At 67.6% G+C, this 23,833-nt stretch carries 29 protein-coding genes; 21 read left to right on the top strand and 8 right to left on the bottom strand.

The genetic code is table 11. The features are described 5' to 3' along the window. Positions 1-29: 29 nt before the first annotated feature. From IM543_06985 to IM543_06955, 7 genes are read right to left on the bottom strand one after another with little or no spacing between them, the layout of a single operon-like run. Complete coding sequence (locus tag IM543_06985) at positions 30-2,132, bottom strand: flagellar biosynthesis protein FlhA (GenBank protein QOY95593.1); 2,103 nt, start codon at positions 2,130-2,132, stop codon at positions 30-32. Then, complete coding sequence (gene flhB, locus IM543_06980) at positions 2,129-3,268, bottom strand: flagellar type III secretion system protein FlhB (GenBank protein QOY95592.1); 1,140 nt, start codon at positions 3,266-3,268, stop codon at positions 2,129-2,131. The genes IM543_06985 and flhB overlap by 4 nt, the downstream gene beginning before the upstream one ends. Further along, positions 3,258-4,037 (bottom strand): flagellar biosynthetic protein FliR, encoded by a 780-nt coding sequence (gene fliR, locus IM543_06975; GenBank protein QOY95591.1) that lies wholly within the window; start codon positions 4,035-4,037, stop codon positions 3,258-3,260. Before fliR ends, flhB begins: the two co-directional genes overlap by 11 nt. A 16-nt stretch (positions 4,038-4,053) precedes the next feature. Next, a complete protein-coding gene (fliQ, locus tag IM543_06970) occupies positions 4,054-4,323 on the bottom strand; it encodes a flagellar biosynthesis protein FliQ (protein ID QOY95590.1) in 270 nt (89 codons plus the stop codon). A gap of 30 nt (positions 4,324-4,353) precedes the next feature. Then, positions 4,354-5,148, bottom strand: coding sequence for a flagellar type III secretion system pore protein FliP (gene fliP / locus IM543_06965; GenBank protein ID QOY95589.1), 795 nt, complete (start codon positions 5,146-5,148; stop codon positions 4,354-4,356). After that, the gene (locus tag IM543_06960) at positions 5,145-5,513 is read right to left on the bottom strand and encodes a FliM/FliN family flagellar motor switch protein (protein ID QOY95588.1); all 369 of its coding nucleotides are present in this window, start codon (positions 5,511-5,513) and stop codon (positions 5,145-5,147) included. Before IM543_06960 ends, fliP begins: the two co-directional genes overlap by 4 nt. Further along, positions 5,514-6,416 carry a hypothetical protein gene (locus IM543_06955; protein ID QOY95587.1) on the bottom strand — a complete coding sequence of 301 codons (903 nt, stop codon included), beginning with the start codon at positions 6,414-6,416 and terminating at the stop codon, positions 5,514-5,516. Positions 6,417-6,747: 331 nt separating this feature from the next. On the opposite strand from IM543_06955, the gene IM543_06950 reads away from it, so the two are divergent. The 17 genes from IM543_06950 (at position 6,748) to IM543_06870 (ending at position 20,328) form a co-directional block, all read left to right on the top strand. Next, positions 6,748-7,095: a flagellar hook-basal body complex protein FliE gene (locus tag IM543_06950; GenBank protein QOY95586.1), complete on the top strand. Its 348-nt coding sequence runs from the start codon at positions 6,748-6,750 to the stop codon at positions 7,093-7,095. A 91-nt stretch (positions 7,096-7,186) separates the two neighbouring features. Continuing rightward, positions 7,187-8,887, top strand: coding sequence for a flagellar M-ring protein FliF (gene fliF / locus IM543_06945; protein ID QOY96555.1), 1,701 nt, complete (start codon positions 7,187-7,189; stop codon positions 8,885-8,887). After that, complete coding sequence (gene fliG, locus IM543_06940) at positions 8,871-9,893, top strand: flagellar motor switch protein FliG (GenBank protein QOY95585.1); 1,023 nt, start codon at positions 8,871-8,873, stop codon at positions 9,891-9,893. The genes fliF and fliG overlap by 17 nt, the downstream gene beginning before the upstream one ends. Next, positions 9,890-10,582, top strand: a complete 693-nt coding sequence (locus IM543_06935; GenBank protein QOY95584.1) for a flagellar assembly protein H — start codon at positions 9,890-9,892, stop codon at positions 10,580-10,582. The genes fliG and IM543_06935 overlap by 4 nt, the downstream gene beginning before the upstream one ends. Next, positions 10,579-11,895 carry a flagellar protein export ATPase FliI gene (fliI, locus tag IM543_06930; protein QOY95583.1) on the top strand — a complete coding sequence of 439 codons (1,317 nt, stop codon included), beginning with the start codon at positions 10,579-10,581 and terminating at the stop codon, positions 11,893-11,895. Before IM543_06935 ends, fliI begins: the two co-directional genes overlap by 4 nt. 8 nt (positions 11,896-11,903) lie before the next feature. Next, positions 11,904-12,338, top strand: coding sequence for a flagellar export protein FliJ (locus tag IM543_06925; GenBank protein ID QOY95582.1), 435 nt, complete (start codon positions 11,904-11,906; stop codon positions 12,336-12,338). Between the two features lie 67 nt (positions 12,339-12,405). After that, a complete protein-coding gene (gene fliD / locus IM543_06920; protein ID QOY95581.1) occupies positions 12,406-13,800 on the top strand; it encodes a flagellar filament capping protein FliD in 1,395 nt (464 codons plus the stop codon). A gap of 22 nt (positions 13,801-13,822) precedes the next feature. After that, positions 13,823-14,212, top strand: coding sequence for a flagellar export chaperone FliS (gene fliS, locus IM543_06915; protein QOY95580.1), 390 nt, complete (start codon positions 13,823-13,825; stop codon positions 14,210-14,212). Continuing rightward, positions 14,205-14,522, top strand: coding sequence for a hypothetical protein (locus IM543_06910; GenBank protein ID QOY95579.1), 318 nt, complete (start codon positions 14,205-14,207; stop codon positions 14,520-14,522). Before fliS ends, IM543_06910 begins: the two co-directional genes overlap by 8 nt. A gap of 8 nt (positions 14,523-14,530) precedes the next feature. Then, the gene (locus tag IM543_06905) at positions 14,531-15,643 is read left to right on the top strand and encodes a flagellar hook-length control protein FliK (GenBank protein QOY95578.1); all 1,113 of its coding nucleotides are present in this window, start codon (positions 14,531-14,533) and stop codon (positions 15,641-15,643) included. Between the two features lie 24 nt (positions 15,644-15,667). Then, positions 15,668-16,138: a flagellar basal body-associated FliL family protein gene (locus IM543_06900; protein ID QOY95577.1), complete on the top strand. Its 471-nt coding sequence runs from the start codon at positions 15,668-15,670 to the stop codon at positions 16,136-16,138. Between the two features lie 76 nt (positions 16,139-16,214). Then, positions 16,215-16,913, top strand: a complete 699-nt coding sequence (locus IM543_06895; protein QOY96554.1) for a FliA/WhiG family RNA polymerase sigma factor — start codon at positions 16,215-16,217, stop codon at positions 16,911-16,913. Between the two features lie 49 nt (positions 16,914-16,962). Then, on the top strand, positions 16,963-17,874 hold the full coding sequence (motA, locus tag IM543_06890; GenBank protein ID QOY95576.1) for a flagellar motor stator protein MotA: 912 nt from the start codon (positions 16,963-16,965) through the stop codon (positions 17,872-17,874). 2 nt (positions 17,875-17,876) lie between these two features. Further along, positions 17,877-18,815: an OmpA family protein gene (locus IM543_06885; protein QOY95575.1), complete on the top strand. Its 939-nt coding sequence runs from the start codon at positions 17,877-17,879 to the stop codon at positions 18,813-18,815. Between the two features lie 43 nt (positions 18,816-18,858). Next, positions 18,859-19,143: a flagellar biosynthesis anti-sigma factor FlgM gene (gene flgM / locus IM543_06880; GenBank protein QOY95574.1), complete on the top strand. Its 285-nt coding sequence runs from the start codon at positions 18,859-18,861 to the stop codon at positions 19,141-19,143. Continuing rightward, on the top strand, positions 19,140-19,580 hold the full coding sequence (flgN, locus tag IM543_06875; protein ID QOY95573.1) for a flagellar export chaperone FlgN: 441 nt from the start codon (positions 19,140-19,142) through the stop codon (positions 19,578-19,580). The genes flgM and flgN overlap by 4 nt, the downstream gene beginning before the upstream one ends. Next, positions 19,567-20,328 carry a glucosaminidase domain-containing protein gene (locus tag IM543_06870; GenBank protein ID QOY95572.1) on the top strand — a complete coding sequence of 254 codons (762 nt, stop codon included), beginning with the start codon at positions 19,567-19,569 and terminating at the stop codon, positions 20,326-20,328. The genes flgN and IM543_06870 overlap by 14 nt, the downstream gene beginning before the upstream one ends. A 16-nt stretch (positions 20,329-20,344) precedes the next feature. Here the strand turns inward: IM543_06870 and flgA are convergent, their stop codons facing one another. Then, positions 20,345-21,058 carry a flagellar basal body P-ring formation protein FlgA gene (gene flgA, locus IM543_06865; protein QOY95571.1) on the bottom strand — a complete coding sequence of 238 codons (714 nt, stop codon included), beginning with the start codon at positions 21,056-21,058 and terminating at the stop codon, positions 20,345-20,347. Between the two features lie 81 nt (positions 21,059-21,139). Here flgA and flgB point away from each other — a divergent pair, with 81 nt between their 5' ends. From flgB to IM543_06845, 4 genes are read left to right on the top strand one after another with little or no spacing between them, the layout of a single operon-like run. Continuing rightward, positions 21,140-21,499: a flagellar basal body rod protein FlgB gene (gene flgB, locus IM543_06860; GenBank protein ID QOY95570.1), complete on the top strand. Its 360-nt coding sequence runs from the start codon at positions 21,140-21,142 to the stop codon at positions 21,497-21,499. A 27-nt stretch (positions 21,500-21,526) separates the two neighbouring features. After that, on the top strand, positions 21,527-21,931 hold the full coding sequence (gene flgC / locus IM543_06855; protein ID QOY95569.1) for a flagellar basal body rod protein FlgC: 405 nt from the start codon (positions 21,527-21,529) through the stop codon (positions 21,929-21,931). 2 nt (positions 21,932-21,933) lie between these two features. After that, complete coding sequence (locus IM543_06850; protein ID QOY95568.1) at positions 21,934-22,632, top strand: flagellar basal body rod modification protein; 699 nt, start codon at positions 21,934-21,936, stop codon at positions 22,630-22,632. Between the two features lie 10 nt (positions 22,633-22,642). Further along, complete coding sequence (locus tag IM543_06845) at positions 22,643-23,830, top strand: flagellar hook-basal body complex protein (GenBank protein QOY95567.1); 1,188 nt, start codon at positions 22,643-22,645, stop codon at positions 23,828-23,830. Positions 23,831-23,833 lie beyond the last annotated feature (3 nt).

Here is a 23,833-nt window from a genome sequence, read left to right as displayed (position 1 = left end):
GACGGTTCGGATGCGTTCAGGCGTCCCGCTCAACCCACCGTGCCGACGATCGACACGTCGCGGTTCTCGGGAATCTCGTTATACGACAGCACATGCAGGCCAGGCGCGAACAGGCGGGCGTAGCGCGCCAGCAGCGGGCGCACCTGGGGCAGCACCAGCAGCAGCGGCGGCGTGTGCTGCTGCTTCATCTGCTCGCGCGCCACCGGCATGTTGATCTGCAGTTGCGACAGCAGTTGCGGATCGATCGGGTAGTTGTCGAGCGCCACCTTGCCGCCGCCGTTCTGGCGCGCCTGGTTCAGGGAACCGAGCAGCATGTTTTCCAGCTCCGCCGCCAGGTTAAAGGCCGGCATGTCCTTCTTCTTGCCGTACAGGCCGGCCACGATCTGGCGCCGCAGGGCGCAGCGCACTTCGGCCGCCAGCAGGATCGGGTCCTTGGTGGTCTCGGAACTGTCCAGCAGCGTGGTGGCGATCACCACGATGTCCTTGAGCGACACGCCCTCCTGCAGCAGCACGCGGAACACCCGCAGCAGCTGGGTGTGGGTCAGCGCCTTTTCCAGCGCCCCGGCCAGCTTGGGCGACAGCGCCTGCAGGCGCTCGATGATGGCCGGCACGTCTTCGTGGCGGAACAGCTCGTGCAGGTACTCGCGCACCACCTTCGAGGTGTGGGTGGCGATCGCGCTCGACACCTCGACCACCTGGTAGCCCAGGCCCAGCGCGTCGGCTTTCTGCTCGGGCAGGATCCAGGTGATCGCCATGCCGTAGGCCGGCTCGATGCCCGGCACGCCATCGAGTTCGCCGTAGACGTTGGGCGACGGGATCGCCATCAGGTGCTCCGGCATCACCTCGGCCTCGGCCACCACCACGCCCGACAGGCTGATCGCGTACTGCGAGGGACGCAGCGCCAGGTCGTCGCGCACGCCGATGCTGGGGACCAGCATGCCCATCTGCTCCGACAGGCTCTGGCGCACGCCCTTGATGCGTTTGGTCAGCGGCTCGCCCTGGGCCTGGTCGATCATGCCCACCAGCTTGTAGCCGACCGCCACCGTCACCGGCTGCACCACGGGCAGTGCCTGCCAGTCGAGGTCGGGCGCGCGCTCGTCGCGCAATGCCGCTTCGATCGCGGCCACGCCGGCGTCGTCCGGCGCCTTGACGACCTTGGTCAGCTTCCAGCCGACAAAGGCTACCACGCCGGCGAAAATGAAGAAGGTGATGGTCGGCATGCCCGGCACCAGGCCCAGGATCACCATCACGCCGGCCGCCGAGAACAGCACCGCCGGTTGGGCCAGCAGCTGGCCGCCGACCTGCTTTTCGAGGTCGCCCGATTCGCCGATGCGGGTCACCAGGATCGCCGCCGCCGCCGACAGCAGCAGCGCCGGAATCTGGCCGACCAGGCCGTCACCGATGGTGAGCAGCGCGTAGACGCGGAACGACTCGCCCAGCGGCAGGCCGTGCATCAGGGCGCCGATCGCGATACCGCCCACCAGGTTGATGATCAGGATCAGGATCGACGCCACCGCGTCGCCGCGCACGAACTTCGAGGCGCCGTCCATGGCGCCGTAGAAATCGGCTTCGGCCGCCACGTCCTTGCGGCGCTGGGTGGCCTTTTCCTGGTTGATCAGGCCCGCGTTGAGATCGGCGTCGATCGCCATCTGCTTGCCCGGCAGCGCGTCCAGGGTGAAGCGCGCCGACACTTCGGAGATGCGTTCCGCGCCCTTGGTGACCACGATGAAGTTGATGATCATGAGGATCACGAACACCACCAGGCCGACCACGTAATTGCCGCCAATGACGACATTGGCGAAGGATTCGATCACGTTACCGGCCGCGTGCGGGCCGTTGTGGCCGTTGAGCAGCACCACGCGGGTCGAGGCCACGTTCAGCGCCAGGCGCATCAGGGTGGTGCCGAGGATCACGGTCGGGAAGACCGAGAAGTCGAGCGGTCGCTTGGCGGTCACCGACACCAGGATCACGATCAGCGCCAGCACGATGTTGAACGTGAACAGCACGTCCAGCAGCACCGGCGGCAGCGGCAGCATGATCATGGCCAGCAGCGCGATCAGGAAAATCGGCGCGGCGAACTTCTGGCGCTTCAGCTCGGAAATGAAGACCTTGAAGTTGGTGAAAAAGCTCATGCAGAAACCTCGCTCAGATGAGATGGAACGACCACCTCGTTGGGGAACCGTGGGGGCGCCTGGCGCCGGCCTGCACGGAACGCGTTCAGTTGTAGGACGTAATTCAATACCTGCGACACCGCCCCGTACAGCTGCGCCGGGATCTGCTGCTGGACCTGGCTGGTGTTATAGATCGCGCGCGCCAGTGGCGGCAGCGACAGGGTCTCGATCTTGTGCTCGCGCGCGACGCTGCGGATGTACAGCGCCATCTCGTCCACGCCCTTGGCCACCACGAAGGGCGCCTCGGCGCGATCGGTATCGTACTTCAGGGCCACCGCGTAGTGCTCCGGGTTGACGATCACCACGTCGGCGGTCGGCACGCTCTTGCGCACGCTGCGCTGGGCCAGCTGGTGCTGCAGCTGGCGGATGCGCTGCTTCACCTCGGGCTTGCCCTCGTTGCTCTTGTGTTCTTCCTTCTGTTCCTGCTTGCTCATGCGCTGGTTTTTGGTGAACAGGAAGGCCTGCACCGGCACGTCGACCAGCGCGAACACCACGAACACCGCCACCATCGCCATCAGGCCGTCCAGCATCAGGGAGGTGCCGCCCACCAGCGCATCGCTCAGGGGCATGCGCTGCAGCTCGACATAGGCCTTCATGCCGGAGCTCATCACGTGCCACAGCACGAAGCCCAGTACCGCCGCCTTGGCGGCGGAGGTGGCAAACCCGATCCAGTGCTTTTGCGAGAACAGGTTGCCCAGGTTGGTGATCGGGCTCAGGCGGCTGAACTTGGGCGCCATGTTCTTGCCGGAGGCGACGAAGCCGCCCGGGATCGCGCCGGCGGCGATGATCGCGACCGGCACCGCCAGCAGCGGCAGCACCATCTTCACCAGCAGCATCAGGGCGCCCGTGAACACCACCGACATCGCGTTCTCGATCGCGCCGGCCTCGCCCAGCGGCACGAACACCAGCCGGAACAGCGAGCGGAACGACTCCAGGTAGCCCGGCACCAGCATCGAAAACAGCTTCAGGCTGCACAGGATGCCGACCGCGGTCGCAAGGTCGCGCGAACGGACCACCTGGCCCTCCTGGCGCGCCTTCTTGAGTTTCTGCGCCGAGGGCTTTTCTGTCTTGTCGCCGCCGGTACCGTTATCGGCCATGCGCTATCCTCATCTGCTCCTGCAGCATCTCCAGGATCTGGTTGGTCATCGCGACGTAGTGCTCGGGGATGAAACGCACCACCTGCACCAGCATCAGGAGACCGAAGATCGTCACCAGCGAGAAGCCCAGCGAGAACAGGTTCAAACTCGGCGCCACCCGGTTCAGGAAACCGAACCCGATCTGCACCACCATTGTCGAAAACACGATCGGCAGCGCCAGCAGCACCGCCGCCGAAAACACCCAGGCCAGGTTCAGCGCCACCGCTTCCAGCAGCAGCGGCGCGTAGCCGGCGCCCACCGGCCAGGCCTTGAAGCTCTGGGCCACCACGCCCATCAGCACCAGGTGGCCGTCGATCCCGAAGAACACCAGGATCGCCACCAGCGACATCAGGCCGGACACCACGTCCGAGGCCTGGCCGTTGACCGGGTCGTTCATCTGCGCCATCGAGAAGCCGATCTGGCTCGAGGCCAGGAAGCCGAGCATCGTGATGACGGCCATCGCGAACTGCAGCGCCAGCCCGATCACGGCGCCGATCACGGCCTGCTCGGCCATCGCCACCACGCCGGCCAGCGAGAACGGGTCGGGCATGGCGCCGCCCTTGGTCACCGGCAGCATCACGAAACTGAGGGCCACCGACAGCAGCGCGCGCACCGGCACCGGCACCGAGCCCTCGCCCAGCACCGGCGCGGTCGAGAGCATGGCCATGATGCGGGCGAACGGCCACCACAGGGCGGTCATCAGCGGCAGCAGGAAGCCGACCAGCTCCATTCGTTCGCGCTTTCCGTCAGGACGCGAGCGTGGCCGCGCGCTGGAACACCGACACGCAGTAATCCATCAGCGTGGACGTCATCCAGTGCCCGGCCAGGATCACCGCAGCCAGCGTCACCAGCAGGCGCGGCAGGAAGCTGAGGGTCTGTTCGTTGATCTGGGTCGCGGCCTGGAACAGGGCCACGATCAGGCCCATGACCAGGCCCGGCACCACCAGCACCAGCACCAGCAGCATCACCACCTTCAGGGCTTCGGCCACCAGGTCGACCGCGATATCAGGACTCATTGGACAATTCTCTCGTTCGGTCGCGTGCGGCTAGTAAGCATGGATGCTGCCGACCAGCGTGTTCACGGTCAGGGTCCAGCCATCCACCAGCACGAACAGCAGCAGCTTGAACGGCAGCGAAATCACCAGCGGCGAGAGCATCATCATGCCCATCGCCATCAGCACCGACGACACCACCAGGTCGATGATCAGGAAGGGAATGAACAGCATCGCCCCGATCTGGAAGGCGGTCTTCAGCTCGGACAGCACGAAGGCCGCCAGCTTGACGGTGAAGCCGCGCCGTTCGGGCGCCAGGTTGGCCGGCTCGCCCGCCAGGTGCGCGACCTGGGCCAGCGAGGTCTTGCTGGTCTGGGCCAGCATGAAGCGCGACACCGGCGCCTCGGCGATCTTGAGCGCCTGCTCCAGGCCGATCTTGTCGCTATCGTAGGGCAGGAAGGCGTCACGCCAGACGGCCTCGCCCACCGGGCGCATCACCAGGAGGGTCAGGATCAGGGCGATGCCGGTGATGATCCGGTTCGGCAGGCCCTGTTGCAGGCCGAGGGCCTGGCGCAGCAGCGACAGCACGATCACGAAACGGGTGAAGCTGGTCATCATCATGACCATGACCGGCAGCAGCGCCAGCAGGGTCATCAGGACCAGGATCTGCGACTTCACGGTCATGCCCTGGCTCGAGCCGGGAATCACGCCGGGCAGGATGCTCGGTTGCTGCTGGGCCGCGGCGGGCAGCGCGCAGGTCAGCAAGATGAGGCAGAGCGCACCGCCCAACAGCGGCGCCGCGCGGCGCAAAGGTGGTCCCACCCGAGCACCGCCGGTACACAGGATCATGACGTCAGGGCATCCAGGTTCAGGCCGTCGAGGTCGATGACCTTCAGGCCATACTGCTCGCCGGCGACGACGACTTCGGCGCGGCCGATCGGCGCGCCGTTCACCTTGATGACCAGCGGCTCGCCGGCCAGGGCGTCGAGCGGCACCACCGAGGCCGGGCCGATCGCCATCAGTTCCTGCAGCGAGATGCGGGCCGAGCCCACTTCCAGCGTCAGGGTCACCGGAATGCGGCGCATCATCTGCGGCAGCTGGCGCGCAGCGTTCTTGCCCGCGATCGCGGTGGCGGCTTCGACGCCTTCGAGGTCGTCGATGATCACGTCGCCGCTCATCTGGTCGCTGAGTTGCTCGTTGATGTTCATATCCATTTACTCGGCATCTTCAAAAGAGGTTAAACAGAGTTTTCCTTTGTGCTCGGCCACGGCGGCCGTGAACAGGCGCGATTCGTCCAGCAGCACGTCGGCGCGCCCGACCGACACCGGAATGATGTCGCCCACCTTCAGCTCGAACAGCGCGCCCAGCGTGGTCTCCTTGCTGGCCAGGCGGCCGTCGAGCTTGACGAACAGGCCGGAAGACAGGCCGTCGTTGCCGGCGCGCGCCGTGCGCACGCTGCTGCGCTCTTCCTTCAGGCCTTGCAGCACATGCGACATCAGTTCCTGGTCCAGGCCGATCCAGCAATGACTCTGCTGCTCGCCCGGGATGTCCTTCGGTCCCTGCGTGGTCAGGGTCACGCGGATGACCCAGCCGGCCTTGCCGGGCGGACTGGCCAGGCCAGGCGCTTCCACCACCGCGGCGTCCGCGCCCGGCACCTCCACGCCCACCGCCGCCAGGCCCTCGGCCACGCGCGCATGCAGCTGTTCGGCCAGTTGCGCAGTGAGGGTCGCCGCCAGCCGCTCCTCGGTCGCGGTCACGCGCTCGAGGCTGGGGTCGCGCGGCGCGCTGGGGGCGGCGTTCTTGCGGCCATAGCGGCCTTCCAGCAGTCCCAGCAGCAGGCTGCGCTCGAACGCCACCGCGGCGGTGCCCAACGGCCCCGCCACTGCCAGCCAGCGCAGTCCCTGCGCATCCGGAGCGCGTTCGAACGCCAGGCTGACCAGGCGCCAGGCGCCCCAGTAGCGGCGCCCGCCCGGCCCGGCCATCGTCGTGCCCAGGGCATCGGCGAAACGGCGCGCGAACTTCGGCAGCAGGTGCACCGGACGGCCCAGCAGGCTGGGGTCGAGTACCTGGTAGTCGGCCCCGTCCTTGCGCGATCGGTCGAGTGGATTCATCGGCATTGTTTATTGGTCACTAGGAAACGACGAATGACTTTTTTTCATTCCTCAGGGAAACTATTATACATGGAGATTTATGCCAAAGACTTTGACATTCGCCTTTGATTTCCCACTTGCCCTACGGTAATATCTCTTCTATCGCAGCGGATCAAGCAGCCTCTTCCGAGCACGCACGAAGGGGAATCCCAGCCAGAGGGTCAAGAATAAGACGGCCGTTCGTAGACATCGATTTAACAAACACCGCTCTTTATCGGGCTTTAAAACGACAAACGATGACACAATTTGTCGCCTCCACACAACAAGCGCAACACATCTTTTCGTACTGGACGACGTAATGGGAACTGAACTTGCCGGTTTGATCAAAGCTGACCTTGCCGCACTGACAAATGAAGCCAATCGCCTTGCGATCGCCCCGGCTGCGGACCTGTCGGCCGGCTCCACATTTAACAATTCTCCAGCTTCGTTCTCGTTTACCCAAACCATGAAGGACGCGATCGCCAGCGTGGACCACGAAGACCGCGCTGCGGCGGACCGCATGGCGGCCGTCGATGCCGGCAAGAGCGACGACCTGGTCGGCGCCATGCTGGCCAGCCAGCAGGCCAGCCTGTCGTTTTCGATGCTCATGCAAGTCCGGAACAAGGTCATGGGCGCCGTCGACGAGCTGATCAAGCTGCCGGTCTGAGCCCGCCCCTGTTCAAGAAAAGCCAAGAGAACATCCTGTGATTTCCTCCCTGAGAGCCGCCGTCGGCGGCAAGAAGCTGGCACTGCCCGACATGCCGCCGGCGCTGCGCAACAACCTTACCCTGCTGCTCGGCCTGGCCGTGGCCATCACGGCCGCCGTCATGCTGTTCCTGTGGCAGGACCAGTCGAACTACAAGCCGGTCTTCGGCGCGCGCGAGAAGGTCGCGGCCAGCGACATGATGACCGTGCTCGAGGCCGAAGGCGTCCCCTACCGCATCCACCCGGACAGCGGCCAGGTGATGGTGCCGTCCGGCGAGTTGGGCAAGGTGCGCATGCTGCTGGCCGCCAAGGGCGTGACCGCCCAGCTGCCGGCCGGCCTGGAGCTGATGGACCGCAACGATCCGCTCGGCGTGTCGCAGTTCGTGCAGGACGTGCGTTTCCGCCGCGGTCTCGAAGGCGAGCTGGCGCAGAGCATCCTGACCATGGATGCGATCGCCACGGCGCGGGTGCACCTGGCGATCGCCAAGTCGAGCTCTTTCGTTGCCGGCGCCGGCGACCAGTCTTCCGCCTCGGTGGTGGTCGCGGTCAAGCCGGGCCGCTCGCTGTCGAACGAACAGATCGCCGCCATCGTCAACATGGTGTCGAGCAGCGTCGCCAACCTGAACCCAAGCCGGGTGTCGCTGGTCGACCAGGCCGGCAACTACCTGTCCTCGCGGGTCGACCTGGCCGACGGCTTCGACGGCCAGGCGCAAGGCGACACGGCCGCCAGGCGCTACACCGACGAGGTGCGCAACAACGTCAACGAACTGCTGGCGCCGGTGCTGGGCGCGAACAACTTCAAGCTGAGCGTCACCGCCGACGTCGACAACGACAAGATCGAAGAGACCCAGGAAAAATACGGCGAAGCGCCGAAGGTCACCAGCGAAGCGATGCGCGAGGAGATGGAGCGCAACCGCATGGCGCTGGGCGTGCCGGGCACCCTGTCGAACCGTCCGCCGCAGATGGCCGATCCGGCCGCTGGAGGCGGAGCCAATGCGGCCGATGCGCAGAACCCGGACGCGGCCAAGGACAACGGCAGCGCGCGCAAGAACGCCACCACCCGCCAGTACGCCTACGACCGTGCGATCACCCAGATCAAGCGCTCGCGTGGCCGCCTGAAGAAGCTGTCGGTGGCAGTGGTGCTGAACAATGCCAGCGCCACCGACCCGAAAGTCGGCTACACCCCGGCCGAACTGGCCAACATCGAGAAGATCCTGAAGGGCGGCCTGGGCATCGACGCCGCCCGTGGCGACGTGCTGACCGTCTCCAGCCTGAACTTCCCGGCCGCGCCGGTGGCCCAGGAATGGTGGCAGGAACGCGACAACGTGGTCGACATGACGAGCTACGGTATGTATGCTCTCGGCGCGCTGCTCGCCTACCTGCTGCTGGCCCGTCCGCTGCTGCGCGCGGTGACCTCGCGCCTGGCGCCGCAAGCGCCGCTGATGCCGGCCGCGCCGGCCCTGCCGGGCATGCCTGGTGGCGCCGCGGCAAGCGCGGACAAGGTCGTCGCCCTCCCGGCTGGCAGCGCCGCCGCGCTGGCCGCCCCGGGCGCCGTTGCGATCAGCGGCGCTGGCGCCGATGCCGCCGGCGCGATGCCGGTGGTCCCCCTGCTCGAAAACTACGACCTGCCGCCGGCCGGTTCGGCCGTCGACGTGATGGTCGACCATCTCAAAGTCCTCGCCGGCAAGGAACCCGAGCGCGTCGCCGAAGTCGTCAAACAATGGGTACAGAAAAAACATGGCCGAACTGAATAACGATGACGGCATGGAAGCCGTCCTGACCCCGGTCGAGCAGGCCGCCATCGTCCTGCTCTCGATCGGCGAAGAAGGCGCCGCCGCCGTGCTGCGTTGCCTCGAGCGCGAGGAACTGCTGGAACTGACCCAGGTGATGTCGCGCATGAGCGGCATCAAGGTCGACACCGTGAAGTCGGCGGTCCAGAACTTCTTCGACGACTACCGGCAGCAAAGCGGCCTGCACGCCGCCTCGCGCAGCTACCTGAAGCGCTCGCTCGACCTGGCGCTCGGCAGCGATATCGCCAACAGCGTCCTGAACACGATCTACGGCGACGAGATCCGCCCGATGATGGCGCGCCTGCAATACGCCTCGCCCAAGTGGCTGGCCGAATTCATCGCGACCGAGCACGTGCAGATGCAGGCCGTGTTCCTGGCCTTCCTGCCCCCTAGCCTGGCTTCGCAAATCCTCGAATCGCTCCCGGCCGACGGCCGCGAACTGGTCCTGCTGAACATGGCCCATCTCGACGAGATCGAACGCGACGTGCTGCACGAACTCGAAGAACTGGTGAACCGCTGCCTGTCCGCGCTCGATACCCAGAGCGCGAGCGTGGAAGGCGTGCGCCAGGTCGCCGAGATCCTCAACCGCCTGCAGGACAACCGCGCCGGCATGGTGGAACTGCTGCGCGCCCACGATCCCGAGGTGGTGTCGCAGATCGAGATGTCGATGTACGACTTCTTCATCCTGTCGCGCCAGACCGAACAGGTCATCACCCGCCTGCTCGACGAAGTGCCGCTCGAGCAGTGGGCGATCGCGCTCAAGGGCGCCGAACCGGCGCTGCGCGACGCGGTCCTGGGCGCCATGCCGAAGCGCCAGGCGCAGAGCTTCGAGGACCTGATGCGTCGTTCGGGCCCGATTCCGATGTCGCGCATCGAGCAGACCCGCCGCGAGATCATGGCCACCGTCAAGGCCCTGGCCGATGCCGGCGAAATCGACATCGCCCTGTTTGCCGAGGCGACCGCCGAATGAAGCAATTCCGGTCCTATCACTTCCCGCCGCTGTACCAGCTCACCAGCGCGCTGCCGAAAGGTTCCGGCGCCGCCGGCTCGGGCGCGGGCGCCGGCTCGGCCGAGGAATGGCAGGCCGCCCTCAGCGACGGCTATCGCCAGGGGCAGCGCGAAGGCTACGAGGCCGGCCTGGACCAGGGCCGCGCCGACGGCTACCCGACCGGCCAGGCCGAGGGCCTGCAGCGCGGCATCGAGGAAGGCCGCGCCATGGCGCTGGCCGAGTTCGAGCAGCTGTCCAAGCCGATCGATGCCATGCTCAAGGGCCTGAAAAAACTCAAGACCGACATGCGCGCCGCGCAACGCAAGGAAGTCGTGGAGCTGGTCGGCAAGATTGCGCGCCAGGTAATCCGCGCCGAGCTGGCACTGCAGCCTGTGCAGTTGCTGGCCCTGGTCGAGGAGGCGCTCAGCGTGATGCCGCCTTCGCGCGACCAGGTCGAAGTGTTCCTGAATCCGGAAGAACTGCGCCGCGTGCTCGAACTCGATCCGAAACGCGCCAAGAAATGGACCCTGCTGCCCGACCCCGCCCTCGAGCCGGGCGAATGCCGGGTGCGCTCCGGCGACAATGAAGTCGATGCCGGTTGCCAGGGCCGCCTGTCGGCGGTGATGGACCAGGTGCGCGAACAGCTCCTCGACGAGGAGGACGGCGAATGACGGCCCTCGCCGCCAGACTGCGCGCGGTCGAGCTGGGGACGGTGCCGGTCGCCACCCCGACCGGCCGCCTGGTGGGCGCCCAGGGCCTGCTGCTGGAGTCGAGCGGCTGCCCGCTGCACACCGGCCAGCGCTGCCGCATCGAGACCGTCGATGGCGGCTGGCTGGACGCGCAGGTGGTCGGCTTCAAGGAGAAGATCAGCTACCTGATGCCCTTCAAGAAGGCATCCGGACTGGCGACCGGCGCGCGCGTGCTCCCCAGCCAGGAAAAGGCCGAACTGATGATCGGCCAGTCCTGGATGGGCCGGATGGTCAACGGCATGGGCGAACCGATCGACGGCCTCGGCAAGCTGGGCGGCGACCAGCCGCTGTCGATCACGCCGCCGAAAGTCAATCCGCTCAGAAAAGCCCCGGTCGACGAGCCGCTCGACGTCGGCGTGCGCGCCATCAATGCGATGCTCACCATCGGCAAGGGCCAGCGCGTCGGCCTGATGGCCGGCTCGGGTGTCGGCAAGTCGGTCCTGCTCGGCCTGATCACGCGCCAGACCGTGGCCGATGTGATCGTGGTCGGCCTGATCGGCGAGCGTAACCGCGAGGTGCGCGAGTTCGTCGAGAAGTCGCTCGGGCCGGAAGGCCTGAAGCGCGCGGTCCTGGTGGTCGCGCCGGCCGACGAGTCGCCGCTGATGCGCGTGATGGCCACCGAACTGTGCCACTCGGTCGCGGCCCACTTCCGCGACCGCGGCCAGAACGTGCTGCTGCTGTGCGATTCGCTGACCCGCTACGCGATGGCGCTGCGCGAAGTGGCGCTGTCGCTGGGCGAGCCGCCGGCCACGCGCGGCTACCCTCCCTCGGTGTTCTCGAACCTGCCGCAGCTGGTGGAATCGGCCGGCAATGGCGAGAACCCGAACGGCAGCATGAGCGCCATCTATACCGTGCTGGCCGAAGGCGACGACCAGCAGGACCCGGTGGTCGACTCGGCCCGCGCCATCCTCGACGGCCACATCGTCCTGAGCCGCGAACTGGCCGAGCGCGGCCACTACCCGGCGATCGACGTCGCCCAGTCGATCTCGCGCTGCATGGCGCAGGTGGTCGGCCAGGAGCACGCCCTCGCCGCGCGCAAGCTGAAGGCTGCGCTGGCCAAGCATGCGCGCGTGCGCGACCTGATTCCGCTCGGCGCGTACGTGCCGGGCGCCGACCCGGAAACCGACAAGGCGGTGCGCCTGCACCCGCATATCGAAACCTTCCTGTGCCAGGGCACCCGGGAACAGGCGCCGATGGACGGCTGCGTCGAACAATTGAAAGCGATGATGGCATGAGCGCAGGCATGAAAGAGCGCACGATCGCCAGCCTCGGCACCCTGGTCCAGCTGCGGTCGCTCGACGTCGACCGCCTGCAGGCCGACCTGGCGAGCCAGGAAGCGACCCGCGCGCGCTACCAGAACAACCTGGCGCGCCTGGACTCCCTGGCGAACGGCAGCGGCGCCTCCGGCGCGCTGCCCCCGGTGCTGGCGCTGAACTGCGGCGCCTACAAGCAGAACGTGATGGCGATGGCCGACCTGCACCGCACCGACCTGGCGCTGCACGAGGCCAACATGGCGGTGTCGCAGCGCACGCTGAGCGACGCCTATACCCGCCGCGAGCTGCTGGGAAAAGTGCTGGAGCAGCAGCAGGACCTGCACGCCCGGGACCAGGAACGTGCGCTGCGCAAGCGCGAAGACGATATCGCCACGCAGTCGTGGTTGGCAGGCCGGGCCGCGTGAGCGGAACGGCATCACAACAGCAGCACGCAGTACGAAGCACGGCACACAGCAGAACAAGGAGAACGACATGGCATCCGCAATCACCGCACCGACCTACGATCCGATCAACACCGCGAATTCGCTGGCGGACAAGTACGTCATGGCGCGCCAGCAGATCCTGAATACGCAAGGCGCGGAAGCCAAGGGCACCCTGAAGGGCCTGAACGAGCTGAACTCTGCGATCCTGGCATTCCAGAGCAGCCTGCTCAGCGTGACCGGCATCGGCAAGAGCATGTATGCGCAGGCCGCCACCTTCAACGACACCGCGTTCGGCAGCGCCACCGCCAGCGCCACCGCGGCCGCCGGCACCTACTCGTTCTTCGTCAAGCAGCTCGCCAGCGCCAGCCAGGTCTCCTACGCTGGCCTGGCCGACAGCAACAGCACCGGCACCCTGGCCGTCAACATGGGCGGTTCGCTCGCCTTCGACGTCGACCTGGACGCCGCCGACACCGATGCCAACGGCAGCCTGTCCCCGCGCGAACTGGCGGCGGCGATCAACGGCGCCAGCGGCAACACCTCGCTGGTCACGGCCTCGATCGTCACTACCGGCACCACGTCCGAACTGGTGCTGACGGCGAAGAACACCGGCGCCAACACCGCGATCACCATCGACACGTCGGCGGTGGGGGGAAGCGCCAGCATCGCGGCGGCGAACGCCGACCCGGCCCGGGTGCGCACCCTGGTGGCGGCGCAGGATGCCGAGATCCGCATCGGTTCCGAGAACGGCACCGCGATCACCAACACCACCAACACCTTCACCAACATCGACGGCGTGAAGATGAGCTTTACCAAGGCGCACCAGACCGGCGACACGCCGCTCACGATCACCGTCGGCGCCGACAGCGCCGGCACCACGGCCAACGTGCAGGCCTTCGTCGACGCCTACAACAAGCTCAAGCTCATGCTGAACAAGCTGACCGACGCCGGCGACCCGTCCACCGGCGCGGCCGCGGGCGCGTTCGCCCACGACGGCGGCATCCGCGCCCTCAACGACCGCCTGGTCACCTTGCTGCGCCCGACCACCACCGGCGACACGCTGGCCTCGTTCGGCATCATCGCGACCCGGGACGGCAGCCTGGAAGTGCGCGCCGACCGCCTGCGGTCCCAGCTGGCGCTCAAGCCCACCGGGCTCGACGCCATCATCGGCAGCGCCTCCTCGTCGTCCCCGACCGGCATCGCCGGCGCGCTCGACACCTTCCTCAAGGGCTGGAGCAGCAGCGCCGACGGCCAGATCAAGAAACGCAAGGAAGCAGCCACCGACAAGCAGGAACTGCTTGCCGACCGCCAGGCCTTCCTCGACCAGCAGCATGAAGCGGCCTACAACCGCTACCTGAAACAGTTCACGGCCCTGGCCTCGATGCAGGGCGTGATGAACAACAACGTGTCGATGTTCGATGCCCTGTTCGGCAACGACAAAGACTGACAACGCCTAACCGGGATCCACCATGTCCTATCAAGAAGCCTACGGCAGCTACCATGCCGTCAACCTGGATGCGCAGACCTCGCGCGCCTCGCCGGTCGAACTGGTCCTGCTGCTCACCGACGGCCTGCTCGACGAGCTGGCCCGCGCCCGCGCCCACATCGCCGCGCGCCGCTACGAACAAAAGGCAGCCAGCATCGACAAGTGCGTCGAGATCATCAACGGCCTGTCCAGCTCGCTCGACTTCGAGCAGGGCGGCGAGACCGTCGCCAACCTGGCGCGCATCTACGATTTCTGCGCCAACCACCTGCACGGCGCCGGGATCAAGCTCGACCCGGCCATGGTGGACGAAGTGATCCGTATCCTGACCACGATCCGCCAGGGCTGGAAAGGTGTCCAGGAACGCAATGGATAGGACGCGCGCCATCGACGGCCTGGCCCGGGTGCTGGTCGACGCCGGCGCCGGCGCCGACTGGGATCTGCTGGGCCGCGCCGTGCGCGAGCTCGGCCCCCGGCTGCAGGCGCTCGCCGCCGGCACGCCCTGGAACGCCGGCGAGCGTGCCGCCCTGGCGCGCCTGCGCCTTGCCCACGCGGGCGCGGCCGAGGCGGCAAGCGCCGCCAGCGCCCAGCTGCAGGCGAAGATGAGCGACATGATCGCCAACAAGGAAGGCTGGCTGGCCTATGCCCTCGCGGGCGAACCCGAACCTGGTATGACCCAACGATGAACATCACGATGAATAGTGCTTCCCTGCCGGCCTCCGACGCCGCAGCCGCAGCCGCGCCCAAGGATGCCGCGCCGGCGGACGGCCTGCCGCTCGACCCGGCGCTGGCCGCCGCCCTGCCGGGCGCGCCCGTGCCGCTGCCCTTCCTGCAGTTCATGCAGGCCGATGCGGCGCTGCCGGCCGAGCCGCTTCCGGAAGAAACTGCCGGCGCCGTCCCGCCGGGCGCGGATGCGCAGGAAGAAGACAGCGCGGCCAGCGATGCCGCCCAGCCGCAGCTGGTCGCGATGAACATGCCGCTGATGCCGTCGATGATGGCAACGCCGGCCGCCCTGTCCGCCGCCATGCGCCTTGGCGCCGGCACGCCGGAGCGCCAGGCGCGCGCCGCCGACGCGGTTCCGGCCACGGCAGGCGACGCCGGCGCGGTCGAGCCGCCGCTCGCGGCCGCCCTGCCCGCGCCGCGCGATCCGGCCGGCGCGCTGCAGGCCCGCGCCGCCACGCTGCCGCAGGTGCCGCAGGCGTCGCAGCCGGCCGCCGCGGCCCAGCCGGTCGTGGCCGCGGCAGGCGACGGCGCCGACAGCCAGGCCCCTGCCCCCCATGCCGCCACCGGCGCCCATGCCGGCTTCGGGGTGGCCCCGGCCGCAGCCAACGCCGCGCCCCGCGACGGCGGCACCCTGAGCCTGTCCGGCCCGCCGACCGCATGGCGCCAGAACCTGCACGAAGCGCTGGGCGATCGCCTGAACCTCCAGCTCGGCAAGAACGCCGAGCAGGCCGTGATCCGCCTCGATCCGCCGATGCTGGGCCGGGTCGAGATCTCGATCCGCCACGCCGCCGGCAGCCTGGAAGTGAACATCACCGCGACCCACAGCGAAGTGCTGCGCCAGCTGAACAGCGTGAGCGAGAACCTGCGCAGCGACCTGGCACAGCGCCAGTACACCGACGTCTCGGTCAACGTCAGCCAGGCCACGCCGCGTGCCCAGGCCGGCGCACAGGCCGGCGCCTTCGGCGCCGATGCACAGGGCCGCGGCCGCCAGCAGGGCCAGGACCAGGACGAGCGCACCCCGGGCGCGGCCCTGGCCGAGGCCAACCAATCGAACGCCGCGTTCTCGCTGGGCGGACGCGCCTGAGTACCGGCTACTAAGGACTGATCCATGAACAGCAAAGCCAAACTGACCGCCGCCTTCCTCGGCGTCGCCCTCCTCGCCGCCGGCGCCGCCGGCGGTGCGATGTGGTACCTGGCGCCCGCCCAGCAGCATGCCGGCGGGACCAAGGCGGAAGCGCCGAAAAAAGCGCTGGAGAAGAAACCCACCAAGTACGTCACCCTGGACAAGGTGATCGTGATGCTGCGCCGCGCCCCGAACGAGGCGGCGGCGCACTACCTGTCGGTGGACCTGGTGCTGGCCACCACCACCGAGCTCGAAAAGGAAACCAAGGAACACCTGCCGCTGCTGCGCAGCATCGTGGTGTCCTCGCTGTCCGCACACACGCTGGCCGAGGCCAATGCCATGACCGTGGAACAGTATGCCGAACAGCTGAACAAGACCTTCAACGCCAGTTATGAAAAGGAAAACCACGAAAAGCCGTTTTCCGAAGTCATGATCGGCAAGCTGATCATTGAGTAACAGTGAACACTGAGCAGCGGACAGCGGGGACATCGTGGCCTATCTAGCCGACTATGCCGACACCGGCGCCGCCGCCATGTACGGCGAGGCGCCTGCCAACGCCGGGATGACGCCGGGCGAGGAACAGCGTCACCTGCTGGCCTATGCGCCGCTGGTCAAGCGCATCGTGCGCCAGATGAACTCGCAGGTATCGGGCGCGGTCTCGCGCGAGGACATGGAGCAGATCGGCCTGGTGGGGCTGCTCGAAGCGCTGCGCCGCTACGGCATCCCGGACCAGGGCTTCGGCGGCTATGCCAGCCTGCGCGTGCGCGGCGCCATCCTGGACGAGCTGCGCCGCCAGGACTGGCGCCCGCGCGCGGTGCGCCAGGACAGCCACCGGGTGCGCGACGCGCTGCGCGAACTGACCCGCAAGCTGGGCCGCGAGCCGACCGACAAGGAAGCCGCCGCCGCGCTCGGCGTGACGGCGGAAGAGTTCCGCCAGCATGTACTGGACGACTGCGCCGAAGAGATGCTCAGCTTCGACGAAGTGCTGCAGGAAACGCTCGACCCCGCGCACAGCGCCCCCAGCCCGGAAGAGGCCTACCTGGTGCGCCGCAGCCTGGAGCAGGTGCTGGGCAGCCTGAACGACAAGGAGCAGCGCGTGATCCAGATGATCTACGAGTTCGAACTGAGCTACAAGGAAATCGCCGCCGTGCTCGACCTGTCGGACGCCCGCGTCTGCCAGCTCAACAAGAGCGCCCTGGCGAAGATGAAGGCCGCCCTGCAGCGTGCCTGAGCGGACCAAGATAGATAAATAAGCAGGCCAACAAGAAAGGCAGTACGTCATGCAGCAATTACTCGGTATCGCAATCGTGCTCGGGTGCGTGTTCGGAGGTTTCACCCTGATGGGTGGCACCTTCTCCGCGATCTTCCACCCGACCGAACTCCTGATCATCGGCGGCGCGGCCCTCGGCGCGCTCGTGCTCGGCAATCCGAAGCACGTGCTGGCCGAACTGGCCCACCAGCTCAAGAAGGTCGCCGCGCGCAAGAAGCACGATTCGGAATTCCAGCGCCAGCTGCTGCTGCTGATGTACGAACTGCTGCAGACCGCCGCCGGCGGCCTGAAGGCCCTGGACGCGCACGTCGAGGCGCCGTCGGAAAGCCCGCTGTTCCAGCGCTATCCGCGCGTGCTGGACGAGCCGAAGCTGCTGGCTTTCATCGTCGACAATTTCCGCCTGATGGCGATGGGCAAGATCAACGCGCACGAACTGGAAGGCGTGCTGGAACAGGAACTCGAAGCCATCCACGAAGAACTCACCCAGCCGGCCAAGTCGCTGCAGAAGATCGCCGAGGCGATGCCGGGCTTCGGCATCCTGGCCGCGGTGCTGGGGATCGTGATGGCGATGTTCTCGGTGTCGGGCGGCGCCGACTCGGGCGAGATCGCCGAAAAGATCGGCGCCGCGATGGTCGGCACCTTCATCGGTATCTTCTTCTGCTACGGCCTGCTGGAACCGCTGGCCAACCTGATGAAGCAGTCGGTCAATTCCGAAGCCTCGACCATGGAAACCGTGAAGGTGGTGCTGTGCACCCACGTGGCCGGCAAGCCGGCCCTGCTGGCGATCGATGCCGGCCGCCGCCTGATCCAGCTGAACACCAAGCCCAGCTTCGCCCAGCTGGAACAGTGGATCAATGCGATGGGCGGCGAGGATGAGTCGCAGAACAAGCGGCGTCGCGGCACCGACCGCATGGCGGGTTGATCGTGTCGGGCACCAAAGACAAGCACGAAGCCACCATCGTCAAGCGCGGCGGCGGCAAGCACGCGCACGACGAGCACGGCGGCGCCTGGAAAGTGGCCTTCGCCGACTTCTGCCTGGCATTGATGGCACTCTTTCTCGTCCTCTGGTTGATTGCCTCGCGCGAACAACAGAATCTCAAGAAAATCGTGCGCGACGCCACCGACAGCGGTATGCTCGAGGGCATGGGCCACAAGCCGGCGATCGCTTCCGAGCCGAGCGGCAGCATGATCGAACGCTTCCAGCTGCCGACCGCCGGCAGCAGCGGCAGCAACGATCCGGGTGCGCCCAGCCAGCCGCGCGTGGCCTACGAATCGCCCGCCGACCTGGCGGCGCTGTCGAAGGCGCTGGGCGAGATGAGCCAGGAAGCGGGCCTGGCCGCCAACCTCGACGCCGTGGTCACCCCGTACGGCCTGCGCGTGATGCTGCACGATACCGACCGCCAGGGCATGTTCATGCGTGGCAGCGCGCTGCCCACCGGCCGCTTCGTGAAGCTGTTGCGCAAGATGGGACCGCTGTTCGCGCAGATGGAAAACCAGATGCTGATCGTGGGCCACACCGACTCGTCGCGCTTCGCCGGCTCCGACAAGGGCGGCTATTCGAACTGGGCGCTGTCGACCGACCGTGCATTGTCGGCCCGAGCCGAACTGATGGACGGCGGCATGCGCAGCGTGAGCGTGCTGCAGGTGGTCGGCATGGCCGACCGCGCGCCGATCGACGCGCAGCAGCCGCTGGCAGGCGTGAACCGCCGCATCGAGCTGCTGATCCTGACCAGCAAGCAGTCGCGCCTGGTCGCTGCGATGTTCGGCAAGCCCGGCGCCACCACCCCGCTGGGAAAGGAAGCGTCGATCGAGATGCAGGACGGCGCCGCCCTGGACCGGCTGCGCGGCCAGTTGCCGAAGTAAGGGCCAGCACATGAGCATTCAATCGAAAACCCGAGGAACCCGCATGAAAATCACCGGCGCGATTGTCCCCACCGCCACCGTCGGCATCCAGCGCACGACGGTGGAAAGCGTGCCGGCGCCTGCCGAGGCCGCAAGGTCGGGCGGCGCCGCTCCCGCCCTGCAATCCGAGGTGCTGCAGCCGGCGGCCGGCGCCCTGCGCGCGATGCCCGATTTCGACGCCGCCCGCGTGGCCGAACTGCGCGACGCGCTGGCCAAGGGCGAGCTGCCCTTCGATCCGGGCCGCCTGGCCGGCCTGATCCAGCGCTTCCACGGCGGAGGCCGCGGATGAGCCCGAACCCGCCGCGCATGACCCGCCAGCAGGCCAACCTTCTGCTTGCCGATGGCGTCCAGGCCGACGTGCGCGACAGCGCCGAGGTGCTGGCCCTGCTGGAACGCCAGTTCGAGGCTGCGCTGCGCCACCGCAGCAGCGAGCTGACCGGGCTCGCCGAACAACTGGCGCCCCTGCTCGATGCGATGGAAGCCCGGCGCCAGCAGCGCGTCGCGCTGGTGCGCGCCCTGCTGGGCGAAGGCGCGACCATGGCCGATTTCATCGCCAGCCTGGCCGCGCCGGCACAAGCCGCGCTGGCGGCCGCCTGGGCCGACCTGGAGAGCACCGTGCATGCCTGCAAGGCCGCCACGGCCCGCAACGGCGGCCTGCTGGCCGAACAGTACACCGTGATGCAGCGCGTGCTGCACGGCGAGGACGACACCTATGCGCCACGCTGATTTCTCGATGCCTTCCCTGCAGCCCACCGCGGCCACCGCCAGCACCCGTCCGACCGCCGGCCTGGGGGATGGCGGCGGCCCCGGTTTCGGGCGCATGTTCAGCGAAGTGCAAGGCGAAGTGGCCGCCTACATCCAGAACGGCGACCCGGCCGGCTCCGATGCGGGCGGCGGCGCGGCGGGCCTGTCGGCCGAAGGCGCCATGTGGCGCGCCCGTGCGGCGGGGCTGATCAGCGGGGAAACCGGGGTCGATGGTACGGATGGCGTCGGCGCCGGGGCGACCACGCCGGAACAGCAGGCCTTCCTCGAAAGCATCGCCCCCTGGGCGCAGCAGGCCGCGCGCCAGCTGGGGGTGGCGCCGGAACTGGTGTCGGCCCACGCCGCGCTGGAATCGGGCTGGGGCCAGCGTCCGCTGAAGAACGCCGGCGGCGAATCGAGCCACAACCTGTTCGGCATCAAGGCCGGCGCCGCCTGGGACGGCGCGGTGAACGAATCGGCGACCACCGAATACGTGGGCGGCGCCGCGCTCAAGACGCGCGCGCGCTTCCGTTCCTACCCGGACGCCGGCGCCGCCTTCCGCGACTATGCGCGGATGCTGAGCGATAACCCGCGCTACCAGGGCGCGCTGGGCGTCGGCAGCGACGCGCGCGCCTTTGCCCAGGGCCTGGCCCGCGGCGGCTATGCCACCGACCCCGCGTACGCGGCCAAGCTCGAGCGCCTGGCCACGAAACTGCAGCGCAGCGAAGGATAAGCCGATCGGCGCCGATTCAGCGGCTGGCGCCGGCGGGCATGTCGAGCGGTTCGACGCTGCCTGCGCCGGTGACGCGCATCCGCAGCACCTGCCCGCTTGCCGCATTGCGCACCCGCACCACGGCGCCCTCGGCGCCGGCGTCGAGCGCCTCTCCCGCCATGCTGACCTCGATGCCTTCGTGGCGCGCCACCATCAGGACCTGGTCGCCGCGCTTGACGACGAGCGGCGCGGCCAGCTGGTTGGCGCGCAGCACTTCGCCGGCGCGCAGGCTGCGCCGGCTGGCCTGCCCGACGGCGGCCTCGGGCGCGCCGATCGCGTCGCCGATCAGGGTGACGTCGCGCCGCTCGAGCGTGACCTGCTCGTCGGTCAGCACTTCGCCGGCCTTGATCGGCATGGCGCTGACGGCGACCTGGGCGCTGACCCGCGCGCGCACCACGAAATCGTGGCGCCACCCGGGCGCAACAGGGCAGCGCGCGACGAAGCGCATGCGCGCGAAGCGGCGGGTGTCGACGGCGTCGACCTCGACCGGCGCACTGCATGGCGGGGCCGGACGCGCGCTGAGCACGCTGAGTTCGACTTGTGGTTCGGACAGGCCGCTGCTTAGCAGTTGTTTGTCGATTTGTCCACGCGCTGCTTGTTCTATTGTTAAAGAAATAGATTGCGCAGCATCGACTGTGGCGCATAAAAGACATGTTAGCATGCCGATGGTTGCCGTACGGAAAGCAATCATTGTTAAATAGAGGGTCGCGATCGAAACAAATGAGCGGCCATTTTACAGAAACAAACTGCAGTTCACCGACAGAGGTTCGTTATGACGATTAATTTCAAGGAAGCCCTCGGCGTGCACGCCGACGCGCTGCAACTGCGCGCCGAACGTACCCGCGTGCTTGCCGCCAATATCGCCAACGAGAGCACGCCGGGCTATACGGCGCGCGACATCGACTTTGCATCGGCCCTGCAGGAGCAGATCGATGCCGAAGCGGGCGAGCCGACCCTGTCGACCGACGGCCCGCTGTACCGCGTGCCCTTCCACCCGAGCGCCGACGGCAACACCGTCGAGATCGGCGTCGAGCAGGCCGCGTTCTCGCAGAACGCTTCCGACTTTCAGACCAGCCTCACCTTCATCAACATGAAGCTGCGCGGCCTGGCCAAAGCCATCAACGGCCAGTAATCCAAGCCACTCACCAGGATACCCAGCATGGGCTTCAAGGACATTTCGACTATCGCCGGTTCGGCCATGGCGGCGCAGACCGTGCGCCTGAACACGATCGCCAGCAACCTGGCCAACGCCAACGCCGTGGCCGGCTCGGAAACCGAAGGCTACCGCGCGCGCAAGCCGGTGTTCGCGTCGGTCATGGGCGAGGACGGCGGCGCCCGCGTACAGGTGCTGGACGTGGTCCAGTCGAGCGAGCCGCTGCGCAAGATGTACGAGCCGGACAATCCGGTGGCCGACGCCGACGGCATGGTCTACTACGCCAACGTCAACGAAGTGGCCGAGATGGCCGACATGATGGCCGCCTCGCGCGCCTTCGAGACCAACGTCGAGGTCATGGGCCGCATCAAGAACATGCAGGCGTCGCTGCTGAAGATGGGCGAGGGCTGATCATGGTCACGACCACCAACAACGGCTTCGGCTTCCCGGCCTCGGCCACGCCCGCCAGCGACAACGCGGTGGCCACCAACTCCACCGGCGTCGCCACCAGCGAAAACAAGGACATGTTCACCAAGCTGCTGGTCGCCCAGATCCGCAACCAGGACCCGCTCGCGCCTTCGGACCCGAGCCAGTTCGTCAACCAGCTGTCGCAGCTGTCGCAGACCGAAGCGCTGCAGAATCTGGCCCAGACCACCAGCGCCAGCGCCAGCGTGCTGCAAAGCCTGCAGGTGCTGGCGATGGGCGCCCAGGTCGGCAGCGAGGTCTCGGTCGAGACCAGCCGCGTGCGCCTGGCCGAGGACAAGCTCAGCGGCACCGTGCAGCTTGGCGGCGCCAGCAGCGTCACCAACCTGGTCCTGACCGGCGCCGACGGCCAGCAGCACCGTATCAGCCTGCCCTCGCACGGCGCCGGCAACCTGCCCTTCACCATCGATCCGGTCGCCCTCGGCCTGGCCCCGGGCAACTACAGCATCGCTGCCGAAGCCGCGGACGGCACCCGGCCCGCGGTCGAAGTCACGGGCCGCCTCGACGGCGTCCGCATGTCGGCCGCCGGCGGCATCCTGCTGCAGGTCGCGGGCATCGGCGACGTCGCGCCATCGGCAATCACCGGCTTCAACGGCAAGGCCACTGCCCTCGCCTCCACCGAACACTGAAAGGAACGCCATGAGCTTCAATATCGCACTGTCCGGCATCCAGGCCATCAACGAGCAGCTGGAAGCCGTCTCGAACAACATCGCCAACGCCAGCACCTACGGCTTCAAGAGCAGCCGCGCCAACTTCGCCTCGGTGTATGCCGGCGAACAGGCGAACGGCGTCGAGATCGCCTCGCTGACCCAGAACATCGGCCAGAACGGCAGCCTGCAGACCACCGGCCGCGGCCTCGACGCCGCCATCCAGGGCCGCGGCTTCTTCACCAGCCGCGACGCCCAGGGCGTGATGCAGTACACCCGCGTCGGCATCTTCAACGCCAACAAGGATGGCTATCTGGTCGACGCCGCCGGCCGCAATGTGCAGGGCTACGGCCCGACCGTGGGCGGCGTGCTGGGCGTGATGGGCGACATCAGGATCCCGACCGGCCAGATCCCGGCCAAGGCGAGCACCGGCATCAGCTTTGTCGGCAACATGTCGGCCGACTGGAAAAACCCGAGCACCGCGTTCGACCCCGCCGACTCGACCAGCTACAACATGGTCAAGCAGTCGGTGCTGTTCGATTCGATCGGCAACCAGCACACCGTGTCGCAGTATTTCGTCAAGGCCGCCACCCCGGCCAACACCATCGACGTGTACTACGCCTTCGACGGCGCGGCGCCGACCGCGACACCCACCAAGCTCACCTTCGACACCAACGGCCAGCTGCCGCCGGGCACGAAGAGCGCCTCGATGACCGTGCCGGCGCCAGGCGCCACCGCGCTCGCGTTCACCGTCGACTACAGCGGCACCACCCAGTTCGCCGGCGAGCCGACCACCACCACCAACCGCAGCGACGGCTATGCCTCCGGCGCCTTCGTGGGCGTCGAACTGGCCGAAGACGGCTCGGTCCTGGCCAAGTACAGCAACGAGCAGCAGCAGGTGGTCGGCACCCTGGCGATCGCCACCTTCCCGGACGAAGGCAGCCTGGCCCAGACCAGCGACACCAGCTGGATCGCCAACAACGGCTCGGGCGCGCCGCTGTACAGCACCCCGGGCAACGGCCTGGCCGGCAAGCTCTCCAAGGGCACGCTGGAAGGCTCGAACGTGGACATCACCTCGGAACTGGTCGGCCTGATGACCTCGCAGCGCAACTACCAGGCCAACTCGAAGGTGATCACCGCCGAGAACCAGATGATGCAGGCCCTGATGCAGGCCCTGTAAGCC

This window comes from Massilia sp. UMI-21 (assembly GCA_015277795.1).
Lineage (GTDB): Bacteria > Pseudomonadota > Gammaproteobacteria > Burkholderiales > Burkholderiaceae_D > Telluria.
The sequence above is the reverse complement of the archived record's forward strand: the minus strand, read 5'-3'. Positions and strand labels throughout refer to the sequence as shown.

Excerpts from the sequence above, each read along its gene's own strand:
- IM543_06985 (QOY95593.1), bottom strand. The coding sequence starts at position 2,132 with ATGAGCTTTTTCACCAACTTCAAGGTCTTCATTTCCGAGCTGAAGCGC.
- flhB (QOY95592.1), bottom strand. The coding sequence starts at position 3,268 with ATGGCCGATAACGGTACCGGCGGCGACAAGACAGAAAAGCCCTCGGCG.
- fliR (QOY95591.1), bottom strand. The coding sequence starts at position 4,037 with ATGGAGCTGGTCGGCTTCCTGCTGCCGCTGATGACCGCCCTGTGGTGG.
- fliQ (QOY95590.1), bottom strand. The coding sequence starts at position 4,323 with ATGAGTCCTGATATCGCGGTCGACCTGGTGGCCGAAGCCCTGAAGGTG.
- fliP (QOY95589.1), bottom strand. The coding sequence starts at position 5,148 with ATGATCCTGTGTACCGGCGGTGCTCGGGTGGGACCACCTTTGCGCCGC.
- IM543_06960 (QOY95588.1), bottom strand. The coding sequence starts at position 5,513 with ATGGATATGAACATCAACGAGCAACTCAGCGACCAGATGAGCGGCGAC.
- IM543_06955 (QOY95587.1), bottom strand. The coding sequence starts at position 6,416 with ATGCCGATGAATCCACTCGACCGATCGCGCAAGGACGGGGCCGACTAC.
- IM543_06950 (QOY95586.1), top strand. The coding sequence starts at position 6,748 with ATGGGAACTGAACTTGCCGGTTTGATCAAAGCTGACCTTGCCGCACTG.
- fliF (QOY96555.1), top strand. The coding sequence starts at position 7,187 with ATGCCGCCGGCGCTGCGCAACAACCTTACCCTGCTGCTCGGCCTGGCC.
- fliG (QOY95585.1), top strand. The coding sequence starts at position 8,871 with ATGGCCGAACTGAATAACGATGACGGCATGGAAGCCGTCCTGACCCCG.
- IM543_06935 (QOY95584.1), top strand. The coding sequence starts at position 9,890 with ATGAAGCAATTCCGGTCCTATCACTTCCCGCCGCTGTACCAGCTCACC.
- fliI (QOY95583.1), top strand. The coding sequence starts at position 10,579 with ATGACGGCCCTCGCCGCCAGACTGCGCGCGGTCGAGCTGGGGACGGTG.
- IM543_06925 (QOY95582.1), top strand. The coding sequence starts at position 11,904 with ATGAAAGAGCGCACGATCGCCAGCCTCGGCACCCTGGTCCAGCTGCGG.
- fliD (QOY95581.1), top strand. The coding sequence starts at position 12,406 with ATGGCATCCGCAATCACCGCACCGACCTACGATCCGATCAACACCGCG.
- fliS (QOY95580.1), top strand. The coding sequence starts at position 13,823 with ATGTCCTATCAAGAAGCCTACGGCAGCTACCATGCCGTCAACCTGGAT.
- IM543_06910 (QOY95579.1), top strand. The coding sequence starts at position 14,205 with ATGGATAGGACGCGCGCCATCGACGGCCTGGCCCGGGTGCTGGTCGAC.
- IM543_06905 (QOY95578.1), top strand. The coding sequence starts at position 14,531 with ATGAATAGTGCTTCCCTGCCGGCCTCCGACGCCGCAGCCGCAGCCGCG.
- IM543_06900 (QOY95577.1), top strand. The coding sequence starts at position 15,668 with ATGAACAGCAAAGCCAAACTGACCGCCGCCTTCCTCGGCGTCGCCCTC.
- IM543_06895 (QOY96554.1), top strand. The coding sequence starts at position 16,215 with ATGTACGGCGAGGCGCCTGCCAACGCCGGGATGACGCCGGGCGAGGAA.
- motA (QOY95576.1), top strand. The coding sequence starts at position 16,963 with ATGCAGCAATTACTCGGTATCGCAATCGTGCTCGGGTGCGTGTTCGGA.
- flgM (QOY95574.1), top strand. The coding sequence starts at position 18,859 with ATGAAAATCACCGGCGCGATTGTCCCCACCGCCACCGTCGGCATCCAG.
- flgN (QOY95573.1), top strand. The coding sequence starts at position 19,140 with ATGAGCCCGAACCCGCCGCGCATGACCCGCCAGCAGGCCAACCTTCTG.
- IM543_06870 (QOY95572.1), top strand. The coding sequence starts at position 19,567 with ATGCGCCACGCTGATTTCTCGATGCCTTCCCTGCAGCCCACCGCGGCC.
- flgA (QOY95571.1), bottom strand. The coding sequence starts at position 21,058 with ATGATTGCTTTCCGTACGGCAACCATCGGCATGCTAACATGTCTTTTA.
- flgB (QOY95570.1), top strand. The coding sequence starts at position 21,140 with ATGACGATTAATTTCAAGGAAGCCCTCGGCGTGCACGCCGACGCGCTG.
- flgC (QOY95569.1), top strand. The coding sequence starts at position 21,527 with ATGGGCTTCAAGGACATTTCGACTATCGCCGGTTCGGCCATGGCGGCG.
- IM543_06850 (QOY95568.1), top strand. The coding sequence starts at position 21,934 with ATGGTCACGACCACCAACAACGGCTTCGGCTTCCCGGCCTCGGCCACG.
- IM543_06845 (QOY95567.1), top strand. The coding sequence starts at position 22,643 with ATGAGCTTCAATATCGCACTGTCCGGCATCCAGGCCATCAACGAGCAG.